15 protein-coding genes and 2 pseudogenes are annotated in these 18360 nt (G+C 68.9%); 3 read left to right on the top strand and 14 right to left on the bottom strand.

Translation table 11 applies throughout. The annotated features are described in order from the left end of the window. Window positions 1-46 precede the first annotated feature (46 nt). The 6 genes from FCI23_RS37070 to FCI23_RS64070 all read right to left on the bottom strand — a co-directional run bounded on the left by FCI23_RS37070 (window position 47) and on the right by FCI23_RS64070 (window position 3844). On the bottom strand, window positions 47-259 hold the full coding sequence (locus tag FCI23_RS37070; protein ID WP_136728566.1) for a hypothetical protein: 213 nt from the start codon (window positions 257-259) through the stop codon (window positions 47-49). Between the two features lie 700 nt (window positions 260-959). Next, window positions 960-1697 (bottom strand): ferredoxin--NADP reductase, encoded by a 738-nt coding sequence (locus FCI23_RS37065; RefSeq protein ID WP_136728565.1) that lies wholly within the window; start codon window positions 1695-1697, stop codon window positions 960-962. A 583-nt stretch (window positions 1698-2280) separates the two neighbouring features. Continuing rightward, entirely contained in the window at window positions 2281-2643 is a 363-nt protein-coding gene (locus FCI23_RS37060) for a DUF488 domain-containing protein (protein WP_136728564.1), read from the bottom strand. 127 nt (window positions 2644-2770) lie between these two features. Continuing rightward, window positions 2771-2893 (bottom strand): hypothetical protein, encoded by a 123-nt coding sequence (locus tag FCI23_RS62575; RefSeq protein ID WP_265737794.1) that lies wholly within the window; start codon window positions 2891-2893, stop codon window positions 2771-2773. 222 nt (window positions 2894-3115) lie between these two features. Beyond that, window positions 3116-3391 carry a hypothetical protein gene (locus FCI23_RS37055; RefSeq protein ID WP_136728563.1) on the bottom strand — a complete coding sequence of 92 codons (276 nt, stop codon included), beginning with the start codon at window positions 3389-3391 and terminating at the stop codon, window positions 3116-3118. 93 nt (window positions 3392-3484) lie between these two features. After that, window positions 3485-3844, bottom strand: coding sequence for a carboxymuconolactone decarboxylase family protein (locus FCI23_RS64070; RefSeq protein WP_211265607.1), 360 nt, complete (start codon window positions 3842-3844; stop codon window positions 3485-3487). A 243-nt stretch (window positions 3845-4087) separates the two neighbouring features. On the opposite strand from FCI23_RS64070, the gene FCI23_RS37045 reads away from it, so the two are divergent. Next, a complete protein-coding gene (locus FCI23_RS37045) occupies window positions 4088-4723 on the top strand; it encodes a TIGR03086 family metal-binding protein (RefSeq protein WP_136728562.1) in 636 nt (211 codons plus the stop codon). Between the two features lie 51 nt (window positions 4724-4774). After that, a pseudogene (locus FCI23_RS37040) lies at window positions 4775-6993 on the top strand (glycoside hydrolase family 65 protein). Window positions 6994-7033: 40 nt separating this feature from the next. Here FCI23_RS37040 and FCI23_RS37035 read toward each other — a convergent pair. The 3 genes and pseudogenes from FCI23_RS37035 to tal form a co-directional block, all read right to left on the bottom strand. Continuing rightward, entirely contained in the window at window positions 7034-7528 is a 495-nt protein-coding gene (locus tag FCI23_RS37035; protein WP_136728561.1) for a universal stress protein, read from the bottom strand. Between the two features lie 385 nt (window positions 7529-7913). Then, a pseudogene (locus tag FCI23_RS37030) lies at window positions 7914-9151 on the bottom strand (NAD(P)/FAD-dependent oxidoreductase). Beyond that, window positions 9148-10275 (bottom strand): transaldolase, encoded by a 1128-nt coding sequence (tal, locus tag FCI23_RS37025; protein WP_211265606.1) that lies wholly within the window; start codon window positions 10273-10275, stop codon window positions 9148-9150. Before tal ends, FCI23_RS37030 begins: the two are co-directional and overlap by 4 nt. A gap of 187 nt (window positions 10276-10462) precedes the next feature. On the opposite strand from tal, the gene FCI23_RS37020 reads away from it, so the two are divergent. Further along, window positions 10463-10753: a hypothetical protein gene (locus FCI23_RS37020; protein ID WP_136728559.1), complete on the top strand. Its 291-nt coding sequence runs from the start codon at window positions 10463-10465 to the stop codon at window positions 10751-10753. Window positions 10754-10984: 231 nt separating this feature from the next. On the opposite strand, the gene FCI23_RS37015 is transcribed toward FCI23_RS37020, so the two are convergent. From FCI23_RS37015 to FCI23_RS36995, 5 genes are all read right to left on the bottom strand, one after another. Further along, window positions 10985-12268, bottom strand: coding sequence for a PP2C family protein-serine/threonine phosphatase (locus FCI23_RS37015; protein ID WP_136728558.1), 1284 nt, complete (start codon window positions 12266-12268; stop codon window positions 10985-10987). Window positions 12269-12410: 142 nt separating this feature from the next. After that, entirely contained in the window at window positions 12411-12908 is a 498-nt protein-coding gene (locus FCI23_RS37010) for a hypothetical protein (protein WP_136728557.1), read from the bottom strand. Beyond that, the gene (locus FCI23_RS37005) at window positions 12908-15103 is read right to left on the bottom strand and encodes a site-specific integrase (protein ID WP_136728556.1); all 2196 of its coding nucleotides are present in this window, start codon (window positions 15101-15103) and stop codon (window positions 12908-12910) included. Before FCI23_RS37005 ends, FCI23_RS37010 begins: the two co-directional genes overlap by 1 nt. After that, complete coding sequence (locus tag FCI23_RS37000) at window positions 15100-16836, bottom strand: site-specific integrase (RefSeq protein ID WP_136728555.1); 1737 nt, start codon at window positions 16834-16836, stop codon at window positions 15100-15102. The genes FCI23_RS37005 and FCI23_RS37000 overlap by 4 nt, the downstream gene beginning before the upstream one ends. After that, a complete protein-coding gene (locus FCI23_RS36995; protein WP_136728554.1) occupies window positions 16836-18293 on the bottom strand; it encodes a site-specific integrase in 1458 nt (485 codons plus the stop codon). The genes FCI23_RS37000 and FCI23_RS36995 overlap by 1 nt, the downstream gene beginning before the upstream one ends. Between the last annotated feature and the right edge of the window lie 67 nt (window positions 18294-18360).

Raw genomic sequence — 18360 nt, 5'->3', positions numbered from 1 at the left:
CCGAACCGGTGCGGTGCTGCGGGAATGGGCCCTTCGGTCAGCCGCGTTACGCCAGCCAGGGCCGCTGCCAGCGCGGGTGGCCGCGCACCAGCGCATCCGCCTCTGCCGGCCCCCACGACCCCTTCCGGTACGGCAGCACCTGCGTCGGTGCGTCCAGCAGCGGCTGCACGATCCGCCACGTTTCCTCGACACTGTCCTCGCGGGCGAATCGTGGAGCCGTTCGTACAGGCCGCCGTCGCCCTCCGGCACGTCCATCCATCCATAGCCCGTGTAACTGGCAGGGGCGTAGTTGTAGGCGAAGACCGCCCGCACAGCGGGTGCCGCGCAGTTATGCCTCGCGCAGAGCGAAGATCACGGCTTGCTTGGCGGGTTGCGAGCCGTCCGTGCCGACCACGATCGGACCAGTCGGGGCGTGCGCGGGAGTGTCAGTCATCGGGAACCCCTCCAAGGGCATGTCAGCACGGGCACTGCCGAGTTCGCGAGGGCCGGTACGCGCTGGCGTCGTCGGGCGTTGAAGTTGCCGTTCGCCGCGGTCCCAACCAAGCGGGTAGCACCCCTGGCCGACCAGCAAGGGTGCCCAACCCACCGGCATAGACCTGCATTCCTGGGCTCCTCACCGCCTGAGGCGATCCGATCGTCGACGCCTGGACTCGCCGATGGCAACGATGTTGATCAGACGGAAAAGCCGTGGTGAAGGCGAACGACGCGGTGCCTTTGCACAGCGAATTCCTCGCGCTCTTGCGCGGGGGGTGAGCCGGATGCCGATGTGGTACTCCTGGACCAGCATCCAGCCAAGGAGGCCAGCGCCGATCGTCCAAGCGACTCCGGCGGCCGACAGCGCCAGGGCGAGGGTTACGCTCACGGCCGTGCCGTTTCCAGAAGTTCGAAGGCGAGACCAAAAGCCACAACGGAAGTCTGATCGGTGGTCGAACGCAGAGTGATCAAGCTTCACCAAGCGCTCACCCGGCTTGGGGGTAGCCGGAGAATTCCTCTGTGCGAATATTGTCGTCGTCGACTCCCGCGGCGTTCAGTGTTTCACGTAGCGCGGTGACCATCCCCGGTGGACCATCAACGTAGTAGATCGGGAGCGTGAGATCGTCAATATATTTCAGGAGCATCGCCTTGGTGATGAACCCGGTCTCTCCGTGCCACTCACGACGTGATTTCTCCATCTGCGTCATCGTGCCGACGAAAGTGTAGTTCGGGTTTTCCCGCTTCTGCGGCTGCATCAGCTCGTCCAGAAATGGCGCATCTTCCGGGCGCCGACTGGAATCAAAGACCAGGATCCGATGCGGGGCATTGTCGTGGAAAGCCTGAAGGACGATGCTCCTTACGGGCGTAACGCCGATACCGCCAGTGAGGAAGACAGCGGGGACGCGTGTGTTGTTGTGAAGCGTGAAGGAGCCGTACGGAGCGTCCAGCGTGAGTTCCGCGCCTATGTCCATCGTCTGCAACACGCGTTTGAAGGCCGTATCGCGCATCCGTGACGCCAGCATGAGGTGGTCTTCGTAAGGGGCGCTAGCGAAAGAGAAGCCGCGCGTGTTGCCTTCGCCATCGGTCTCGGGCGGGTCGATCAGAGTGTAATCAGCGAATTGGCCCGCCTTGTACGTAAAACCTTCCGGCTTCTCAAACTGAAAAGCCATTGTCCCATCGGCAATATCCTGCCTGCTCGTCAACCTGATCTTCTGGATCGGCATGGGATAATCCTCCCGACCTGTGCTCTTTTCGGACCTCTATGCCACGGCCTCTCGGCGCGTCTGCGGCAAGAGGCCCACGCTACGACGGCATCGTCTGGGCTGGCGCGTCGCGACAGACCGGCGGATCGTGCGGCGGGCCGACGCGCCATCGCAGGCTCGACATGGCGGCGCCGACGCGGGCGATCTGCACGTCCTACGCATCACCGTGCGCAATCGCCTTAGCGAAGATCGTCGGCTTGCTGGTCGCCCGACCGCATAGTCACGCGCGGCCAGTTCGGCCAGGCTGCCGCAGACCAGCCTCTCCCGGCTAAGGTCATCGAGCCAGACACTCCGGCTCCGCTCAGCGCGGACGATGGATTCGTGCGTGCGTCGCTCCTCTCCGCCGCGCGGCCGAGGCTGCGCATACGGTGCGGGTCCGCATGTCTGCCGGGGCATACACCGTCCCGGCGCCGTTACGGGACTGCTGTCCCATCGAGCCGCCGCACCCCACCACCAGGTTGGACTGGGGCGAGCCCATCCGCCACCCGGGGCCACACGCCATCGCAGGACTACCTCCGTGGTCTGCCCCTCGTCCCGGCCGAGGTCAGCTCCGGAGCAGCTCGGCGAGGACTTCGGCTTCACTGATCTCGGGCTGCTTGGTCGCGGTGAGCAGCGTCAGCGTCCGGCCCTTCGCCAGCTCGCGCAGGTGCGCCAGCGCCTGCGCACGCTCCGGGTCGTCCAGTTCGCTGCGGTAGCGACGGCCGAATTCCTCGAAGCGGTCCGGATCGTGGTGGTACCACTTGCGCAGCTGCGTGGACGGCGCGACCTGCTTGCACCACTCGTCCAAGTCGGCCTTGTCCTTGGTCAGCCCTCGCGGCCAGATCCGGTCGACCAGCACTCGCGTGCCGTCCCCCCTTCCCGGCTCCTCGTATGCCCTTCGCACCTGTACCTTGTGCTTCGCTGTCACCAGCGGCCTCCTCACGGTCTTTCTACACGGCGTTCTTCGGCCGTGGGCCCACGCTGCGCTCCCGTCATGCTGGGGCCAGGGGCGTTAACGGGGAGCGGCTACGGCGCTGCGCCGATCACTCAGGGCGCTACTCCCTTCGGGGGCTGCCCTCCGCGGCGAAGGCATGCGCCGCGGTAGATCGACGCTCAAGGTGCCCGGCGGAGAAGACGTCAGGGGCGCGCCACTTGCGGATCTTGCTTGCCTCGATCATCGACACTTCCTTCGCGCGGCCCATCCGCCAAGAGCAGGGCCCAGCGACCGGCAGTCGAACCTGGCCCTTAAGGCGCGTGTTGTACTTCCCAGCCTGCCCCCGCCGGCCCGCAGACACCAGCGCACGCACCCTGCCTGCTCACCGCCGGGTCCCAAGCCGACCATGACCACATTCGTCTCACGCGCCATCCGTCTCCCCTCGTCACCGATGCGTCCGCTCCTTCTACAGAGCGGGAGCCCGGTGTATGACGCATGCCCCGCCCCGCCCCGACGCGTGCGCACCCGGCTGCTCCTGCGCGAGGCGGGGGAGCGTGGGACAGGAGTGCTGGACCCTCTTCAGTTGCTCGCGCACGCGGGACCCTGTGGCCGACGGCGTTCCGACCAGCAGACCGAGCGCGGTGAAGATCTCCTCCATGTAGGCCGCGAACCGCTCCCACTGCTGGGGGCTGATGCGCCACGACGTGACGGCGACCCACTGTTCCTCGGCTTCCGGACTCAACCTCGAGGCCGTCAACGGGCGGTGCCGCCACCAGCAGACTCTCGGCTCAGCGGGCCCGCCTCCTTGTCGCGACCGCTGACCGTGCCGACCTACTCACGGCTGCTTCCCCGGCGCCGATGGCGGCGGTCCGCCGAGAGTGTTCAGGGCGAGCGTGGCGTGTGCGCATAGGCTCCGCCGACGCGCATCTCCGCGGCCACGCAGATCTTCTCCATGATCTCCTCCGGAGTGGCCCCTTTGCGGCGGGCGAGACCGGGTGTGCCCTGTGATGCAGTACGGGCACTGCGTGATGTGGGCAAAGGTGACCGCGATCAGCTGCTTGGTCTCCGGCAGCGCGCCGTCGGCGAAGACCGCGCTAACGAACGCCTCGGACGCTTCGTGGGCACCGGGAGCCGAGTGTTCCCGCCACGCGGTGATCTCCGTCGTCGGATGGTGGAAGGCGTCGGCGTCGGTCATGGGTCATGGGTCACCCGAGGGCGTCGTGCAATCTTGCGTTCCTGGCTGACGGGTCGGGTACGACGTCCCCCTTTCATCGGACCACGGTCGGCAGCGGGCTGCGCCGTGCCCGTGCCCTGCTGTGCGACGTGCGGTTCCTGGCCAGCTATCGCAGGGCTCGCGAACTCGGGATCGCTGCTTCTGGCATGCACGGACGAGGTGTCTCAGCGCGCGTTCAGGGCTGGGCGCGTGGAGTGTGGACGTATGGGGCATGACAGCGAGAGCAGACGGCACGCGGAGGTGTTGTGTCTGCACACCGAAGCTCTGGACTCGTTCGGGCGCCGTGTGCGGGCGGTCGCCGTCAACCAGTGGTCGGTGCGGACACCCTGTACCGGGTGGACGGTCCGCGACCTAGTCAACCACCTCACCGCCGAGCAGCTGTGGGTGCCGGAACTGCTCGCGGGCGCCACGATCAGGCAGATCGGCGGCCGTTTCGACGGCGACGTACTGGGCGCCGACCCGGCCGCGGCATGGACGTCGGCGGCGAGGGCGGCGCACGAGGCGTTCAACGCGCCGGGCGCGATGGCCGGCCGTGTCAACCTCTCCCGCGGTACGACATCGGCGTGGGACTACTGCAGTCAGATGGCGGTGGACGCCACCGTGCACACCTGGGACCTGGCCCGGGCCACGGGGGGCGACACCCATCTCGCACCGGAGCTGGTGGACTTCGCCCTACGCCAGATCGAGCCCCGCTTCGGCGGCTTGGCTGCCAGTGGCCTGTTCGCCCCGCCCGTCCAGGTGCCGGCTGACGCCGACCCGCAGACCAAGCTGCTCGCCAAGCTCGGCCGCCGGTCCATCCCGCAGCACGGGATGGACCCGGAACAGACCGGCGGCGGTTAAGGTCCACGGCCCGATCGCCCGCGGCCGTCACGGAGCACCGGAGGACCGGAGATGATTACCCACCCCGCGTACATCGTCGAACCGTGGTGCCTGCGCGAGGACGACCTGGACTTGGATGTGCTGGCGCAGAGCGAGTCGGTGTTCGCGCTGTCCAACGGCCATATCGGCTGGCGCGGGAATCTAAACGAGGGCGAGCCTCACGGGCTGCCGGGGACATACCTGAACGGCGTGTTCGAGTTCCGTCCTCTGCCGTACATGGAAGCCGGCTACGGATACCCGGAGTCCGGCCAGGTGATCATCAATGTGACCAACGGCAAGGTGATGCGGCTGCTGGTGGACGACGAACCCCTCGACCTGCGCTATGGCCGGCTCCACCGCCACGAGCGGGTGCTGGACTTCCGCGCCGGGGGTCCGAGCTGGTCGCCAATGAGCAGCTTCCGGAACCGGGGGGCGATCCCCGGGTCTCGGCCGCCCTGGACTCGGTCCTGCGGGCCGAGGAGGACATCGCGCAGGGCACCAGGCTTCGGCTGGTGCACCGTACAGCCCGCAGCGGGTTGCGCGTGGCGGCGGCCGCCGACCATCGCATCGCGGGCTCACAGGGCACCACCACCGACACCGAGAGCAGCCAGGATCTCAGCCGGCTCACAGTGACCTCGCTGTTGCGGCCGGGCCAGCGCCTGTGGGTGGAGAAGACTGTCGCCTACGGCTGGTCGGGTGCCAGGTCATTGCCCGCCGTCCGCGACCAGGTCGACGCCGCGCTGGCCGGGGCGGCCAGTACCGGCTGGCAGGGCCTGCTCGCCGAACAGCGCGGGTACCTGGACGCCTTCTGGGCCCGGGCGGATGTCGAGCTGGAGGGCGACACCGAGATCCAGCAGGCCGTCCGGTTCACGCTGTTCCACGTGCTTCAGGCGGCGGCTCGTGCCGAGGAACGGGCCATCCCCGCCAAGGGTCTGACCGGCCCGGGCTACAACGGCCACTGCTTCTGGGACACCGAGACGTATGTGCTGCCGATGCTCACCTACACCGCGCCACACGTGGTGGGGGCGGCGTTGCGCCGGCGGCACACCACGCTGCCCGCCGCGCTGGAGCGGGCCCGCCAGCTCGGCCTGGCCGGGGCCGTGTTTCCCTGGCGGACCGTCGACGGCGACGAGTGCTCCGCCTACTGGCCGGCCGGCACCGCGGCGTTCCACATCAACGCGGACATCGCGGACGCGGTGGTGCGCTACACCGCCGCCACCGGCGACCTGGTCTTCGAACGGGAGGCGGGGCTGGAGCTGCTGGTGCACACCGCCCGGCTGTGGCACTCGCTCGGCCACCACGACCAGAAGGGGCTGTTCCACCTGGACGGCGTCACCGGGCCCGACGAGTACAGCGCGATCGCCGACGACAACGTCTACACCAACGTGATGGCCCAGCAGAACCTGCGCGCGGCCGCCGACGCGGCCGAACGCCACCCGGACCTGGCCGCCTCACTTGGCGTGGACGATGAGGAGAGCGTCGCCTGGCGGGATGCCGCCCAGCGGATCGTGCTGCCGTTCAACGAGGAACTCGGCGTGCACGAGCAGTCCGCCGGCTTCACTTCCCACCAGGTGTGGGACTTCGCCGGTACCCCGCCCGACCGCTACCCGCTGCTGCTGCACTACCCGTACTTCGACCTGTACCGCAAACAGGTGATCAAGCAGGCCGACCGGGTCCTGGCCATGCACCTGCGCGGCGACGCGTTCACCGAGGAGCACAAGGCCCGCAACTTCGCCTACTACGAACCGCTCACCGTGCGGGACTCCTCGCTGTCCGCCGGCAGCCAGGCCGTGATCGCAGCGGAGGTCGGCCGGCTGAACCTGGCATACGACTACCTCGGCGAGGCGTCCCTGATGGACCTCGACAACCTGGAACGCAACACGCGCGACGGCCTCCACATCGCCGCATTGGCAGGGACCTGGACCGCGCTGGTGGCGGGCTTCGGAGGAATGCGACACCACGGAGACACGCTGTCCTTCGCCCCACGACTGCCTGAGCAGATCAGCCGGCTGTCTTTCACCGTGCAGTTCCGCCGGCGCTGCGTGCGTGTGGACATCACCCTCCAACAGGCCACATACACCCTGCTGGAGGGCACTGAACTCGAGATCCACCACCACGGCAGCCCGTTGACGGTGACCAAGGACGCCCCTTGCAGCGGGCCGGTACCCGCCGCACCCGATCTGCCGGAACCACAGCAGCCTCCCGGCCGCGCCCCGGCCCGCCGCGGTCGGGCGGCGGGCCACAGCGAATGAACAGGCGGCATGCCCGGTCGGCCGCGGTTTCCTGTACGCGTCAGGAGCCGGCGCCGCTGGATCCGGCCGGCACCACGACGACGGGCAGGTGTGCGTGGTGCACGACCTCGGTGCTGGTCGACCCGAGCGCGAGGCGCCCCCAGGCGCCCGAACCGCGGCTGCCGACCACCAGCAGGCAGGCATCCTCGCTCGCGTCCAGAAGAACCTGCGCCGGGCGTCCCGCCTCCGTGACGATCTCCACCTCCACGCTGGGGCCGCCAAGCTGCTCCCGCAGTTCGCTGACCGTGTCGGTCACCGCCTGCCGGGCCACATCGTGGAGCTCTTCGTACAGGCTGCCGTCGCCCTCCGGCACGGCCATCCATCCATAGCCCGTGTAGCGAGCAGGGGTGTAGTCGTAGGCGCAGACCGCGCGCAGACCGGTGCCGCGCAACTGTGCTTCGCGCAGGGCGAAGAGCACGGCCTGCCGGGCGTGCGGGGAGCCGTCCGTACCGACCACGATCGGACCGGCCGGGACGTGCGCGGGAGTATCGGTCATCGAATAATCCCTCCAAGGCAGCCGACGGCGGCGGGCCTGTTGGGCAGCAGTCTGATCAGTGTCGGGAAACGGGTACCCCCATCCCTTCCTCCGCTACCGATTCCGACCCCGCAAGGCGGCGCGGCGGATCACATGGCGCTGACCGTCACCGTGTGACTGCCACTGAACCTCATCGGTCCTGCTCGACGTCGGGGGCGAGGGACTGAAGGGGCACCTGATGCGCCCCGCCTCAACCGCCACTCAGACCGCGTTATCGCCGGAGAACAACTGGCCCGCTACCATGCCCACCGGGCTGCGTGGCGTTCGAGGTCATCGCGACCTGTGTCCACCACCACCGCCACTGACCGCCGCGGTGGGCAGCACACTGGCTACTGTCCGTCGGGGGCTACTCGGCATTGTGCAGGACCGATTCGATGGGTACCTGCGGGTCGGCGAGTTTGCTGATGTCAACCTGTTGGCCGGAGCGTACGAGGGCCTGGATCGGTTCGGTGACGTCCCAGATGTTGACGTTCATGCCCGCCAGCACCCGGCCGCGTGCGAGCCAGAACGCGACGAACTCCCGTGCGCCGACATCGCCGCGGAAGACGACCTGGTCGTATCCGCCGGGCTCGGCGTATCCGGCATACTCCATGCCCAGGTCGTACTGGTCTGAGAAGAAGTACGGCACCCGGTCGTAGGCCGCTTCCCGGCCGAGCATCGCCCTGGCGGCGGTCTGTGGCTGGTGCAGCGCGTTGGCCCAGTGCTCCACGCGGATGCGCCGGTCGAGCAGGGGGTGGAAGGCGTTGGCGACATCGCCCGCGGCGTAGACGCCCGGCGTGGAGGTGCCCAGCCGCTCGTCGGTGAGGATGCCGTTGTCGACCTGAAGACCCGCGGCCTGTGCGAGCCCGGTGTTGGGCCTGATGCCGACGCCGACGATGACCGCGTCCGCATCGATGCGGGTGCCGTCGGACAGCCTCACGCCGTCGACGGTACCCGCGCTGCCGGTGAGTTCGGCGACCTGCACGCCGAGACGCAGGTCCACCCCGTGGTCACGGTGCAGGTCCGCGAAGACCTGGGCGACCTCGCGGCCAAGGACACGCAGCAGCGGCAACTCGGCCATCTCCAGCACGGTGACCTCCACACCGGCGGCGCGGGCCGCGGAAGCGGTCTCCAGGCCGATCCAGCCCGCCCCGACGACCGCCACCCGTGAGGCGGAGGAGAAGGCGTCCTTGATCCGGTGTCCTGGACCGTCCGCAGATACAGCACCCCGTCCAGGTTCGCGCCCGGCACCGGCAGTCGGCGCGGTGAGGAGCCGGTGGCCAGCAACAACTCGGCGTACCCGAGGCGGCTGCCGTCCGCGAGCGTCACCTCGTGCGGGGCCGGGTCGAGCGCGGTGACCGCCGTCCCCAGGCGCAGGTCGACGTCGTGCTCGGTGTACCACTGGGGCGGGTGGACGTAGATCTGCTCCCGGGCGTCCTTGCCCATCAGGTAGCCCTTTGATAGCGGCGGCCGCTCATAGGGCCGCTCGCTCTCCTCCCCGATCAGGATCAGCGGCCCGTCGAAGCCCTCCTCGCGCAGCGCCTGCGCGGCCTTGGCCCCGGCCAGACTGGCTCCGACGATCACATACGCGCTGTTATCGGTCATGATGAGTCCCCGGTCTGCGGTGGGCGCGCGGTGCTGAGAGTGCCGGAGAGCTGTTCGGTGAGCTGCTCCCAGCTGGCGTCGAACTTCGCCACGCCGTCGTCCTCGAGGGTCTGGACGAGGTCGTCGTAGTCCACGCCGACCGCCTGCAGCTCGCCGAGTACCCGCCGTGCGTCGTCGTAGTGGGCGCGCACCGAGTCGTCGGGCACCTGCCCGTGGTCGGCGACCGCTCGCAGGGTGGCCTCGGGCATGGTGTTCACCACGTTCGGGGCGACCAGGTCGGTCACGTAGCGTGTGTCGGGGTAGGCGGGGTCCTTGGCGGAGGTGGAGGCCCACAGCAGCCGCTGCGGGCGGGCCCCCGCCTGTTCCAGGGACTTCCAGCGGGGAGAGGAGAGCACCCGCTCGTAGTGCTGGTAGGCGAGCCGGGCGTTGGCGATCGCCATCTTCCCGCGCAGGCCGGCCGCCCGCGCGGTGCCGGTCTTGTCCAGGCGGGCGTCCGCCTCGGAGTCGACCCGGGAGACGAAGAACGAGGCCACCGACGCGATCGTGGACAGGTCCCGGCCCGCCGCGCGGGCACGTTCCATCCCGTCCAGGAACGCCTCCGTCACCTCGTCGTAGCGGGAGAGGGAGAACAGCAGCGTGACGTTGATGCTGATTCTCTCGGCCAGGCACTCGGCGATGGCCGCCAGGCCCTGCCTGGCGGCCGGGATCTTCACGAACAGGTTGGGCCGGTCCACCAGCCACCACAGGGCCCGCGCCTCGGCGACCGTCGCCGCCGTGTCGTGCGCCAGCCGGGGATCGACCTCGATCGATACCCGTCCGTCGACGCCGCTCGTCGCCTCGTTGACCGGGCGCAGCACATCGCACGCCCACCGTACGTCGAACGTCGTCAGGGCCCGCAGTGCCTCGCCCACCTCCACGCCGCGGGCCGCCAGGTCGCGGATCTGGCTGTCGTACGCATCACCGCTCGTGATCGCCTTGGCGAAGATCGTCGGATTGGTGGTCACGCCCACCACCCGGTCCCGCGCGACCAGTTCGGCCAGGCTCCCGGACACCAGCCGCTCCCGGCTCAGATCGTCCAGCCAGATCGACACTCCGGCATCGCTCAGTGCGTTCAAGGGATTCATGACACCGCCGCTCCTCCCGCCGCCAGCCGGAGAGCGCAGTCCCCGTTCTTCCCGCTGCCTGTTCACGGCCCGCGGCAGAGCCTGATGTCGTTCCATCGTCCGCCCGGGGCCCGGCGGCCCGCAAACCGCTGCCCGGGCGGCCCCTCGTGCGGCGCGGGCTCGCGTTTGCGTAGGTACAGTCCCCGGTATGGACGGTGTGCCGGTGGAGTTCCAGATCGAGCCGCTGGAGGATCACGGGTACCTGGCCGCCATCCGCGGCGGTGCGCAGAGGGCCGAGGTCGAGTTTCGGGCCACTCCCGATGTCATGGAGGCGCTGGGCATCCATGATGCCGCCGAACAGTGTGCCGTCCGCGAGACTGCCGCGTTCCTCTGCGACCATCAGCCCGTCATCGATCTTCCGCCGTTGATCGACCTGGAAGACGTCGCCGCGGCCTACGACGACTACATCGAGGAGCTGCGGCGACGGCTGAGGCGCTGACCCGTACGGCCGGGGACGTTTGGCGGGGTCCGTTCACGCCGGACGCGACGAGGCGCGCACCGCAGCGCGGGCAGGCCCGGCCGCACAAACGGCCCGTGCAGTGCGGTTGACGGACGGGCCAAAGGAGTCCACGGGGGCGTGGTATGCCCGGCATCCGGCACGGCTGACATGTCACCGAGGACAGCATGGCCCAGGGCATCGGGTACCACCGCATCTGCGATACGGGGAGCGTCAACCCGGCGACCCACCTGCGTGACACAGCGCCAGCAGCGCGACATCATCATCACGCGCAGGGACCACGTGCTCGACCAGTTCGTCCAGGAGGCGGGCCGGTGCAAGGCCGTGCAGTCGCGCTGCTGCGCGCCGAAGCCGTTCCATGCCAGTGGACAGGTCCTCACCACGCCGCTCGATCAGGCCGTCGGTGTAGAGCAGGAACATGCTGCCCGCGGTGAGCGGTGCCGTGGCCGCTGCCTCCCGGGGCACACCGACGTCCACTCCGAGCGGAAGGCCGTGACCGCCTGCCAGGAACCGGGGCTGAGCGTGCGCGGGGATGAGCAGCGGGGGCGGATGCCCGGCGTTGGCCCAGGTCAGCGATGGCGCGGCAGACGTCGATGGATGCGCCATACCAAGGATGAGCGTGGCCGTGACGTCGGCCTCGTGAAGGTTCTCCAGCGCCTGGTCCAGGCGGCGCACCACCTCGTCCGGCGGGCCGGCACGGTCGAGGACGAGGGCGCGGAGCATGTGCCGCAACTGACTCATCCGGGCAGTGGCCCGCACGTCATGGCCCACCACGTCACCGACGGTGAACGCCAAGGTTCCGTCCGGCAGCACAATCGCGTCATACCAGTCGCCTCCGACCTCCGCATACGTGCGTGCCGGGGCGTAGCGGGCGACGAGACGGAATGGGGGGACGTCGGGCAGGGTGTCCGGCAGCAGGGAGCGCTGCAGGTGCGTTGCGATGTCGCGTTGCTGACCGTACAGACGCGCGTTGTCCACCACGAGCGCGCCTTGATGCGCGATGCTTTCGATCAAGGGGACCTGAGCTTCGGTGAAGGGCCGACGTGCCCTGGTGCGGGCCACGATGATCACCCCGAACGGGCGCCCGCTGACGTCCAGCGGTGCCGCGATCGCGGTATCCGCCTCCAACCGGGCCAACAACTCCAGTTGCGCGCGCTCCAAAGGATCCGCCGCCTGTTCAGGCGACGGCACGTCGGGGATCAGCACTGCGGCGCCTCGGCGCAGGGCCTGGGCCAGCGGCGCGGCAGAGTCCTGCGGCCACGCCGGGAGTAGCTGCGACGATTCTCCCGGACGGGGGCTGTCAGGGCCTGACCCACGCCCCGCTACCACGGCCCGGCGAGCCCCGCCCTCCTCGTCCAGCAGATCGATCACACACCAGTCCGCGAGCCGTTCGACCAGGAGTTCCGCCAGCCGCTGCAGGATCCCCTCCCAGCCCCGGCCCGCCTTGAGAGCATTCGTGACGTCCGCCAGCAGTCTGAGAGGAATAGCCTCGTCCACGGGCCACCTCCGCAAATTCCACGTCGCGCGACCGAGCGCACCAAGGCGACACCGCGCCGCAGAAAGCCAGCGTATCCGGGCACTTCACTGCCGAGGCCGCGTCTCCAGGCTGCGGCAGTTCCCGGGCGACCGCCACACGCCCTCAGCTGCACGACCCGTGCGGCGCCGTACCACCGCGGGCGGCAGGCAGGCGGCGAACGTTACCGAGGGCGGCCGTCTGTTCCCGGAGCCAGGTGATCTCGTCGTGCTGGGCCGCGAGTTGCGAGATGGCGGCGGTCTTGAACTCGGTGAGCTCAGCCACGACTTCGTCCCGCTTGGTGACCCGTTCCTTGAGCTCGGCGACCTGGGCCTTGAGCCGTTCGATCTGCGCGGCCCGTGGGTCGACGATCTCGCCGGCCTGCTGCAGGGCCGTAAGGCGCCGTTCGAACTCCTCGGCAAGGTGCTGGTAGGGCCCCGGCCGGGTGGTGCCGTCCCGGTTTTTCTTCGGGTAGAAGCCGGTTCGGGTGACGCCTGACTCCAGGGCCAGGGTCTTGAGATCGCACTTGCCGCCCGGCGGGAGTTCCCCGCGCAGCAGCAGGTCAATGGCCGCTCGGATGGCTTCCTCGTTGCGCGCGCGGTCACTGTCGCTGATGCGCCCCATCAGATTGCGTCCTTCCCGGCAGCACCTGCGGTGGCGGCTTGGTCGATCTCGGCGAGAACCCACTCGGCGCGGGTCACGGTGACTTCCAGCCGGGTCCGCTCGGTCTTCTGGCGGCGGCTGAGGCTGCCGATGAACACTTGGGCGGTCCGCCGCGATTCTTCCCACACCTGGCGGTGGCACGGATGGTGCGTGGCCTGGGGGCAGCGGGCGGAGTCACACATGCCGGCGAGCGGTCGGTCGGCATCCGGGGTGCCGGCCAGCCGCAGGCACAGCGCCTTGGCCGGGTCGACGAACCAGCAGTAGTTCGCCGTGCCCAGGTGGAGGGTGCGGGCCCGAGTCGAGAGCATGGCGACGACCTCCAGGTCGTTGTCGACGAGTTGGGGCGCGAGCTCGGAGAGGTCGTGGAGCCGTCCGTCCACGCTGGTGAAGAGACTGATCAGGTCGCGGGCGCCGGGACCGGACGGCATGATCCCGCGCTGGTAGTCGCGGTAGACGTCTGTCAGAATGCCGATGTTGCGCTCTTCCTCGAGCTCGTTGATCTCGGCGAGGAACTTCGCCTGAGCGCCGCCCGGCCGCGCTGCATACCCCTCCGTAGTGACTACGGACAGGTGCTTGAGCTGCAGTTTTGCCGCGAGAAGGCCGCCGGGACGATACGCGATCTCCACGGCGAGGGTACGCCGGAGGGCCCGTGGCGTCACTGGCCCCTCCGGGATGGGGGCCAGGCCCGGCCGCTGCCCTGCCGGCCCGTTCACCCAGGTTCTGAAGTTCTGATACGTCGTGTCGCAGAAGACCGGATGGAACAACTGGGTGCCGGGTGCCGCGTCCGGGCCGAGGACTTGCTCGGCGACCTCGATCGCTTCGTAGACCTCCCGGGTCACCACCCACTCGTCCCGGACGCCGCCGAGCGGTTGCCCCTTGACGAGCTTGCCCGTGAGCCGGTAGCGGAACAGGCCAGGAGCGATCTCCTGGGGCTGCTGACGGCACCCGACGACGAGTTCGCCCAACTCACAGTGCCGCATCCCGGCGAGCGCGGCCACCGCCAGGCCGCAGGCCGTGGCCAGGTATCCGACCAGGAACTTCAGCTCGTTTGAGAACAGGGGTTCCGCCCAGGCGACGTGTCCCTGCCCGTCGGCACGCTCCACCTCAGCTGCGCGGCGGCCGTAGGGGGCACAGGCCCCGACGAGGGCAAGGGCCCGCTCCAGGTCGGGACGGAGATCCGGAAGCCAGTCACCCCGGAACTGCCGGATCCCGCACTCGCGAGCGAGAGCACTGAGGGAAACAGCGGCAAGGAGGTCGTTCTCCTCGCGCAGTCCGCGAGCACGGGCATCCTTCACCGCGGCCGGTGTCATCAGTTCCAGAGGTTCTCCGGCTTCAACGCGGCGCTCCAGATTGCGCAGGAACGCCCCGTGTCCGGGGTACTTGGTGGCGGTGAGGCTGCGGTCCGCGGCCTGACGCCGTCGTTTCGACTCGGCTTCTCTCAGGATGTGCGGGGCCAGATTCCGGATCACGTACAGCACGGCGGCGAGCAGGGGCTGCTGGACTTCGGACGCCAGCGGCTGCACCTTGTTGGCGCCGCCCAATTCCGCCGTCCGGCCGGAGCCGCCAGCGGCACTCGCGCCGTCGAAGGGGCGAAGATCGTCCCGGAACTTCTGCCCGCTGAACAGCTCCCGGTACTGCGCGAGCCCGATCACCGCGCCCATCGCGACGGCTCTGGTCGACGGGGAGTCGGCGACCACTTCACCGTCTTCGCCGAGCTTCTCGCCACGGAAGTCCACATACGCGGTGCAGTGGTGGTTGGTGACCTGGTCCAGATCGGTGATGCCCTGCTCGGTGAGCCACTTGAACCACCGTATGAGTTCGGACAGTTTGCCGTGGCAGGTCGTCAGCGTCTGCACGGTGCGTTCGGCATGGGCGAGGTCGCGGACGGCGTCGTGGCGCGGCGCCATCAGGGCCGCGACGTACTCCTTCGCGGTCAGCCGCCATTCCCTGTTGACGATCGGCGTGAAGTCGAGGGCGCGCTGGTTGGGCCGCAGATAGGCCGGCAGCCCGATCACCGCGTCGAAGGGCCACCGGTCCTCGTCGAAGTAGGGTCCTTTCGCGCCCGTCGGCAGGGCGAAGCCGAACAGCGGGCACAACTCGGCGCCGGCGAAGGGCGAGACAACGCGCCTCGATCTGAGGTTCAGCGGCGGCATCATGCGGTGCGCTCCTCGGGATGCAGGGGGATCTCGTCGTCGGTGTCGGTAATCACCGTGGTCAGGCGCGCAAGCTCGGCCGGATCGTAGGAGGTGAGGATCTGCTCGATCCGGTGCGCATAGGGACCGAACACAGCCATGAACTGTGCGGCAGGCATCTGCTGCCACTGCCGTGCGAAGAACGCCTTCATCCGCAGCAAGTTGGCGGCGTGACGTGGCGCGAACAGGGAGAGTGGGCACAGCAGGCACACCCACGGGCGGGCCGGGCACGGCTTGCCCTTCGGGCCGTGCAGCCCCGCGAGCGGGTCTGCGCACGCGGCGACGAACACGTCACGCTGGCCGCCGACCAGTTCGGCGATGGCCGCGTCGTCCAGGCCGAGCCGGGAGACGAGGTCGGGCAGGTTGTCTGCCAGTTCCGCGAGGTCGCCGTCGCTCAGCACGGTCGGCGGGAGCGCCTTACGCAGAAGATCGCCTTGGGCCTGCTCCACGATCGCCTCCAGCGTGTCCTTCTGCGCCGGGGTCGCGGCCGTGAGGTAGTGGTCGTCCTCGACCCGGGGGCTATGGTTCGGGTCGATCCGCCCCCGCGCGCTGCCGAACCAGTGCTTGCGGTCACGGTGGGACTCGAAGGAGGTCCGAATGCTGTGCCGGTGGATCCGCAGCGGCTTGCCGTCAGTGCCCTTCAACCCCGCCCGTCTCACCCATCCGTGGATGGCCTCATGACGCGACGGGCCGGTCCACCAGACCCCGACACGGGTGTACTCGTGCCGCAGCCACAGCTCTGCAGTCTCGGTCTGGGCAGCGAAGCGGCGCGAGACGGCGGAATGCTCAAGCCACCGTTCCACCAGCCGCACGGCCCGCGGGGACAACGTCACGCTCTCCTCGGTGGTCCGGCCCTTGAGGTAGTTCACCAACATCGCCGCGTCTCCGGCCCACTGAAGGTCCTCAACGCCCAGATCGGCGATGCCGTCGGGAACGATGCCGGTGTACGCGCCGAACAGCAACTGGTAGGCGATCACCACCGACGGGGAGGGGAACAGCGCGGTACAGGCACGCTGGGCGGCGGCGCCGCGGCCCATACGGAAATAGGTCATCGTCGGCGTCCACCCGACCCGCTGGCCGAGACTGACCGCGGTTTCCGGGCCATGGCGGACCATCCACCAGCACAGATTCTCGTAGGACCAGCCGTGCTGATAGGGGTCCCGTCCCTTCTCGGCCGCGGCGCGAGCCTGCCGGAACTGCGACCACGCTTCCTGGATCTCTGTCCGGCACACCTCCTGCAACCTGCTCCAGACCGTCTCGTCGTACGGCAGCAGCGGCTTGGAATCCCGCCTGCGTTTCTGGTTGTACGCCCGTCCACCCACCAGTTCGCGGACCTCGGGACGCAGCGCCTGGGTGTCCTGGTCGAACGACACGAGCATGCGCCGGATCATCGACTCGTGAGCGTGCCCCGTCACCCACAGCTGCTTGACGAGGACAGGACGGGTGAGCTCCGCGGCGCCGCCGACATGCCCGCGCTTGGCCATCGCCGCGGCGAACAGGCGAGTTGCCCGCACGAACTCCCGGACAGTCGACTCCGCGTCCACCTGGCCGTGAGGATGTATCAGTCCGATCAACCCGCCTGCCATGTCGCGCACCAGTTGCGGATTCTCCTGCCCGGGCAGCTCCACTGTCGCGGTCGTGCCCTTCGTGAACCAGCAGACCAGCCGCGCAGGCTCCTCCAGCAGTCGAGCGGCCATCAGACGAGCACCGCCTCGTCCGCGAACTCCTCATCCGCCTCAGCCTCGGCATCGGCGAACAAGTCGAACTCATGCCCCGCGCGTTCATACGCCTCGCGGTAGATCCGGGTCATGTCCAGACGGCGTAGGTACGCTTCCGTGGTGACGACACTGGTGTGTCCAAGGAGGTCACGCAGCACCATCATCGGGTCCGCCTTGCCCAGATACAGCGCCAGCGCCGCATCCGTGTCGGTCGCGTGGGCCATGCGGGCCGCCTCCATGAAGTGACCGCTGACCAGCCACTCCAACGTCCTGATCGCAAAAGTGTGACGGAGCCGGTGCGGGGCGGTGTGAGGGAAGCGGGGCTCGAAACGCTCCCGGATCCGGGCTGACGTCCGCTCGAAGACCGTGGCCCAGGCGGTGAAGGGCGCCCCGTTCGCCTGCACCCCCAGCAGCATCGATCCGCCCTCGGGTGCCACCAGGCGTCGCCGCTCGGCCGGCGTCAACGCCGCCCACCTCACCCGGATGCCGTTCACCCGGCCGCCCCGGGCGTCGGCCTCGCTCACCACCAGCGGTTCCCCCCACCGGGACGGTGGCATCCAGCGCGAGCCGACCGTGGCCAGGGAACGGACCGTCGTCATGTACCGATGCAGGCGAGCAAGGCTGCTGTAGGACGTCCACGTCGTTCGGAACTTGCGCCCCTTCGTCACGCCCTCGGGGACGGGGAAGGCGATCGGCAGCGCAGTCGGCTTCGGCGGCAGCGGGGGAACCTCCACGTTCAGCAGGTACGTGAACTCCTGCGACCGCAGCCCCGAAGAGAGCACGAAGTCGCCCACCGCGGCGTTGCGCGTGAGCGTCCGTCCGCGATACGAGGTGTCGGGTGATCCGTCCGGGCGGAGCCCCGCCAGGCCCCGAACGAACATCTCCGCGAAGTCGGACTCGAAGTAGCGGATCATGACATGGCGCTTCGGAGTGCGTCGGCGGGCCTGGTTGACTCGGTGGGTCCGTACCTGGTCCCCGTAGATCGAGACGGCTTCCTTGTAGGTGAACGGCACCGCAGGCGCATAGTTCTCCTTGTCCGCCCACGCGTAGAAGCGCGACAGGATGCTCATCTGCTGGTTCCACGTGGTGGCTGCGAGCCGACGCTTCAGCGGGCCGCACGACCTGTCGACCGCGTACAGACTCAGTGCGTCCTTCAGCCGAGCACGTTCATCGAAGACACCGATCCGCAAAGTCGCAAGGAACTCGCACCACTCCCTCAGCGTGCGACCGTAGAACTCCCACGAGTTGGGAGCCGGAACACCATCCAGCGGCAGCCACCGCAGCCAGGTGTTGATTGCCACCGTGTCGCGTACGCCGCGCTCATCCTCGAAGAGAAGGTCGTCATCGACAAGGACCGGCATGAGCTCCGCTATCACGGGCCGACCGCTGAGCCCCCACGACCTCCAGCCCTTCGAGCTGAAGAAGATCATCTGCATGGCCGGGACGGTACGTGGGGGACAACAGAGACTGCAAAGCACAAACGCAGGTCAGGGCCTCACTCGC

Origin of the sequence: Actinacidiphila oryziradicis (assembly GCF_005047355.1) — a bacterium.
In the GTDB taxonomy this organism is placed as follows: Bacteria; Actinomycetota; Actinomycetes; order Streptomycetales; family Streptomycetaceae; genus Actinacidiphila; species Actinacidiphila oryziradicis.
Note: the sequence above shows the minus strand (reverse complement) of the source record. Positions and strands in the feature narration are given on the sequence as shown.

What these genes read in the sequence shown, in the direction of transcription:
- FCI23_RS37070 (WP_136728566.1), bottom strand. Translation starts at nt 259, where the DNA reads ATGGATGGACGTGCCGGAGGGCGACGGCGGCCTGTACGAACGGCTCCA.
- FCI23_RS37065 (WP_136728565.1), bottom strand. Translation starts at nt 1,697, where the DNA reads ATGCCGATCCAGAAGATCAGGTTGACGAGCAGGCAGGATATTGCCGAT.
- FCI23_RS62575 (WP_265737794.1), bottom strand. Translation starts at nt 2,893, where the DNA reads ATGATCGAGGCAAGCAAGATCCGCAAGTGGCGCGCCCCTGACGTCTTC.
- FCI23_RS64070 (WP_211265607.1), bottom strand. Translation starts at nt 3,844, where the DNA reads ATGACCGACGCCGACGCCTTCCACCATCCGACGACGGAGATCACCGCG.
- FCI23_RS37045 (WP_136728562.1), top strand. Translation starts at nt 4,088, where the DNA reads ATGGGGCATGACAGCGAGAGCAGACGGCACGCGGAGGTGTTGTGTCTG.
- FCI23_RS37035 (WP_136728561.1), bottom strand. Translation starts at nt 7,528, where the DNA reads ATGACCGATACTCCCGCGCACGTCCCGGCCGGTCCGATCGTGGTCGGT.
- tal (WP_211265606.1), bottom strand. Translation starts at nt 10,275, where the DNA reads ATGAATCCCTTGAACGCACTGAGCGATGCCGGAGTGTCGATCTGGCTG.
- FCI23_RS37020 (WP_136728559.1), top strand. Translation starts at nt 10,463, where the DNA reads ATGGACGGTGTGCCGGTGGAGTTCCAGATCGAGCCGCTGGAGGATCAC.
- FCI23_RS37010 (WP_136728557.1), bottom strand. Translation starts at nt 12,908, where the DNA reads ATGGGGCGCATCAGCGACAGTGACCGCGCGCGCAACGAGGAAGCCATC.
- FCI23_RS37005 (WP_136728556.1), bottom strand. Translation starts at nt 15,103, where the DNA reads ATGATGCCGCCGCTGAACCTCAGATCGAGGCGCGTTGTCTCGCCCTTC.
- FCI23_RS37000 (WP_136728555.1), bottom strand. Translation starts at nt 16,836, where the DNA reads ATGGCCGCTCGACTGCTGGAGGAGCCTGCGCGGCTGGTCTGCTGGTTC.
- FCI23_RS36995 (WP_136728554.1), bottom strand. Translation starts at nt 18,293, where the DNA reads ATGCAGATGATCTTCTTCAGCTCGAAGGGCTGGAGGTCGTGGGGGCTC.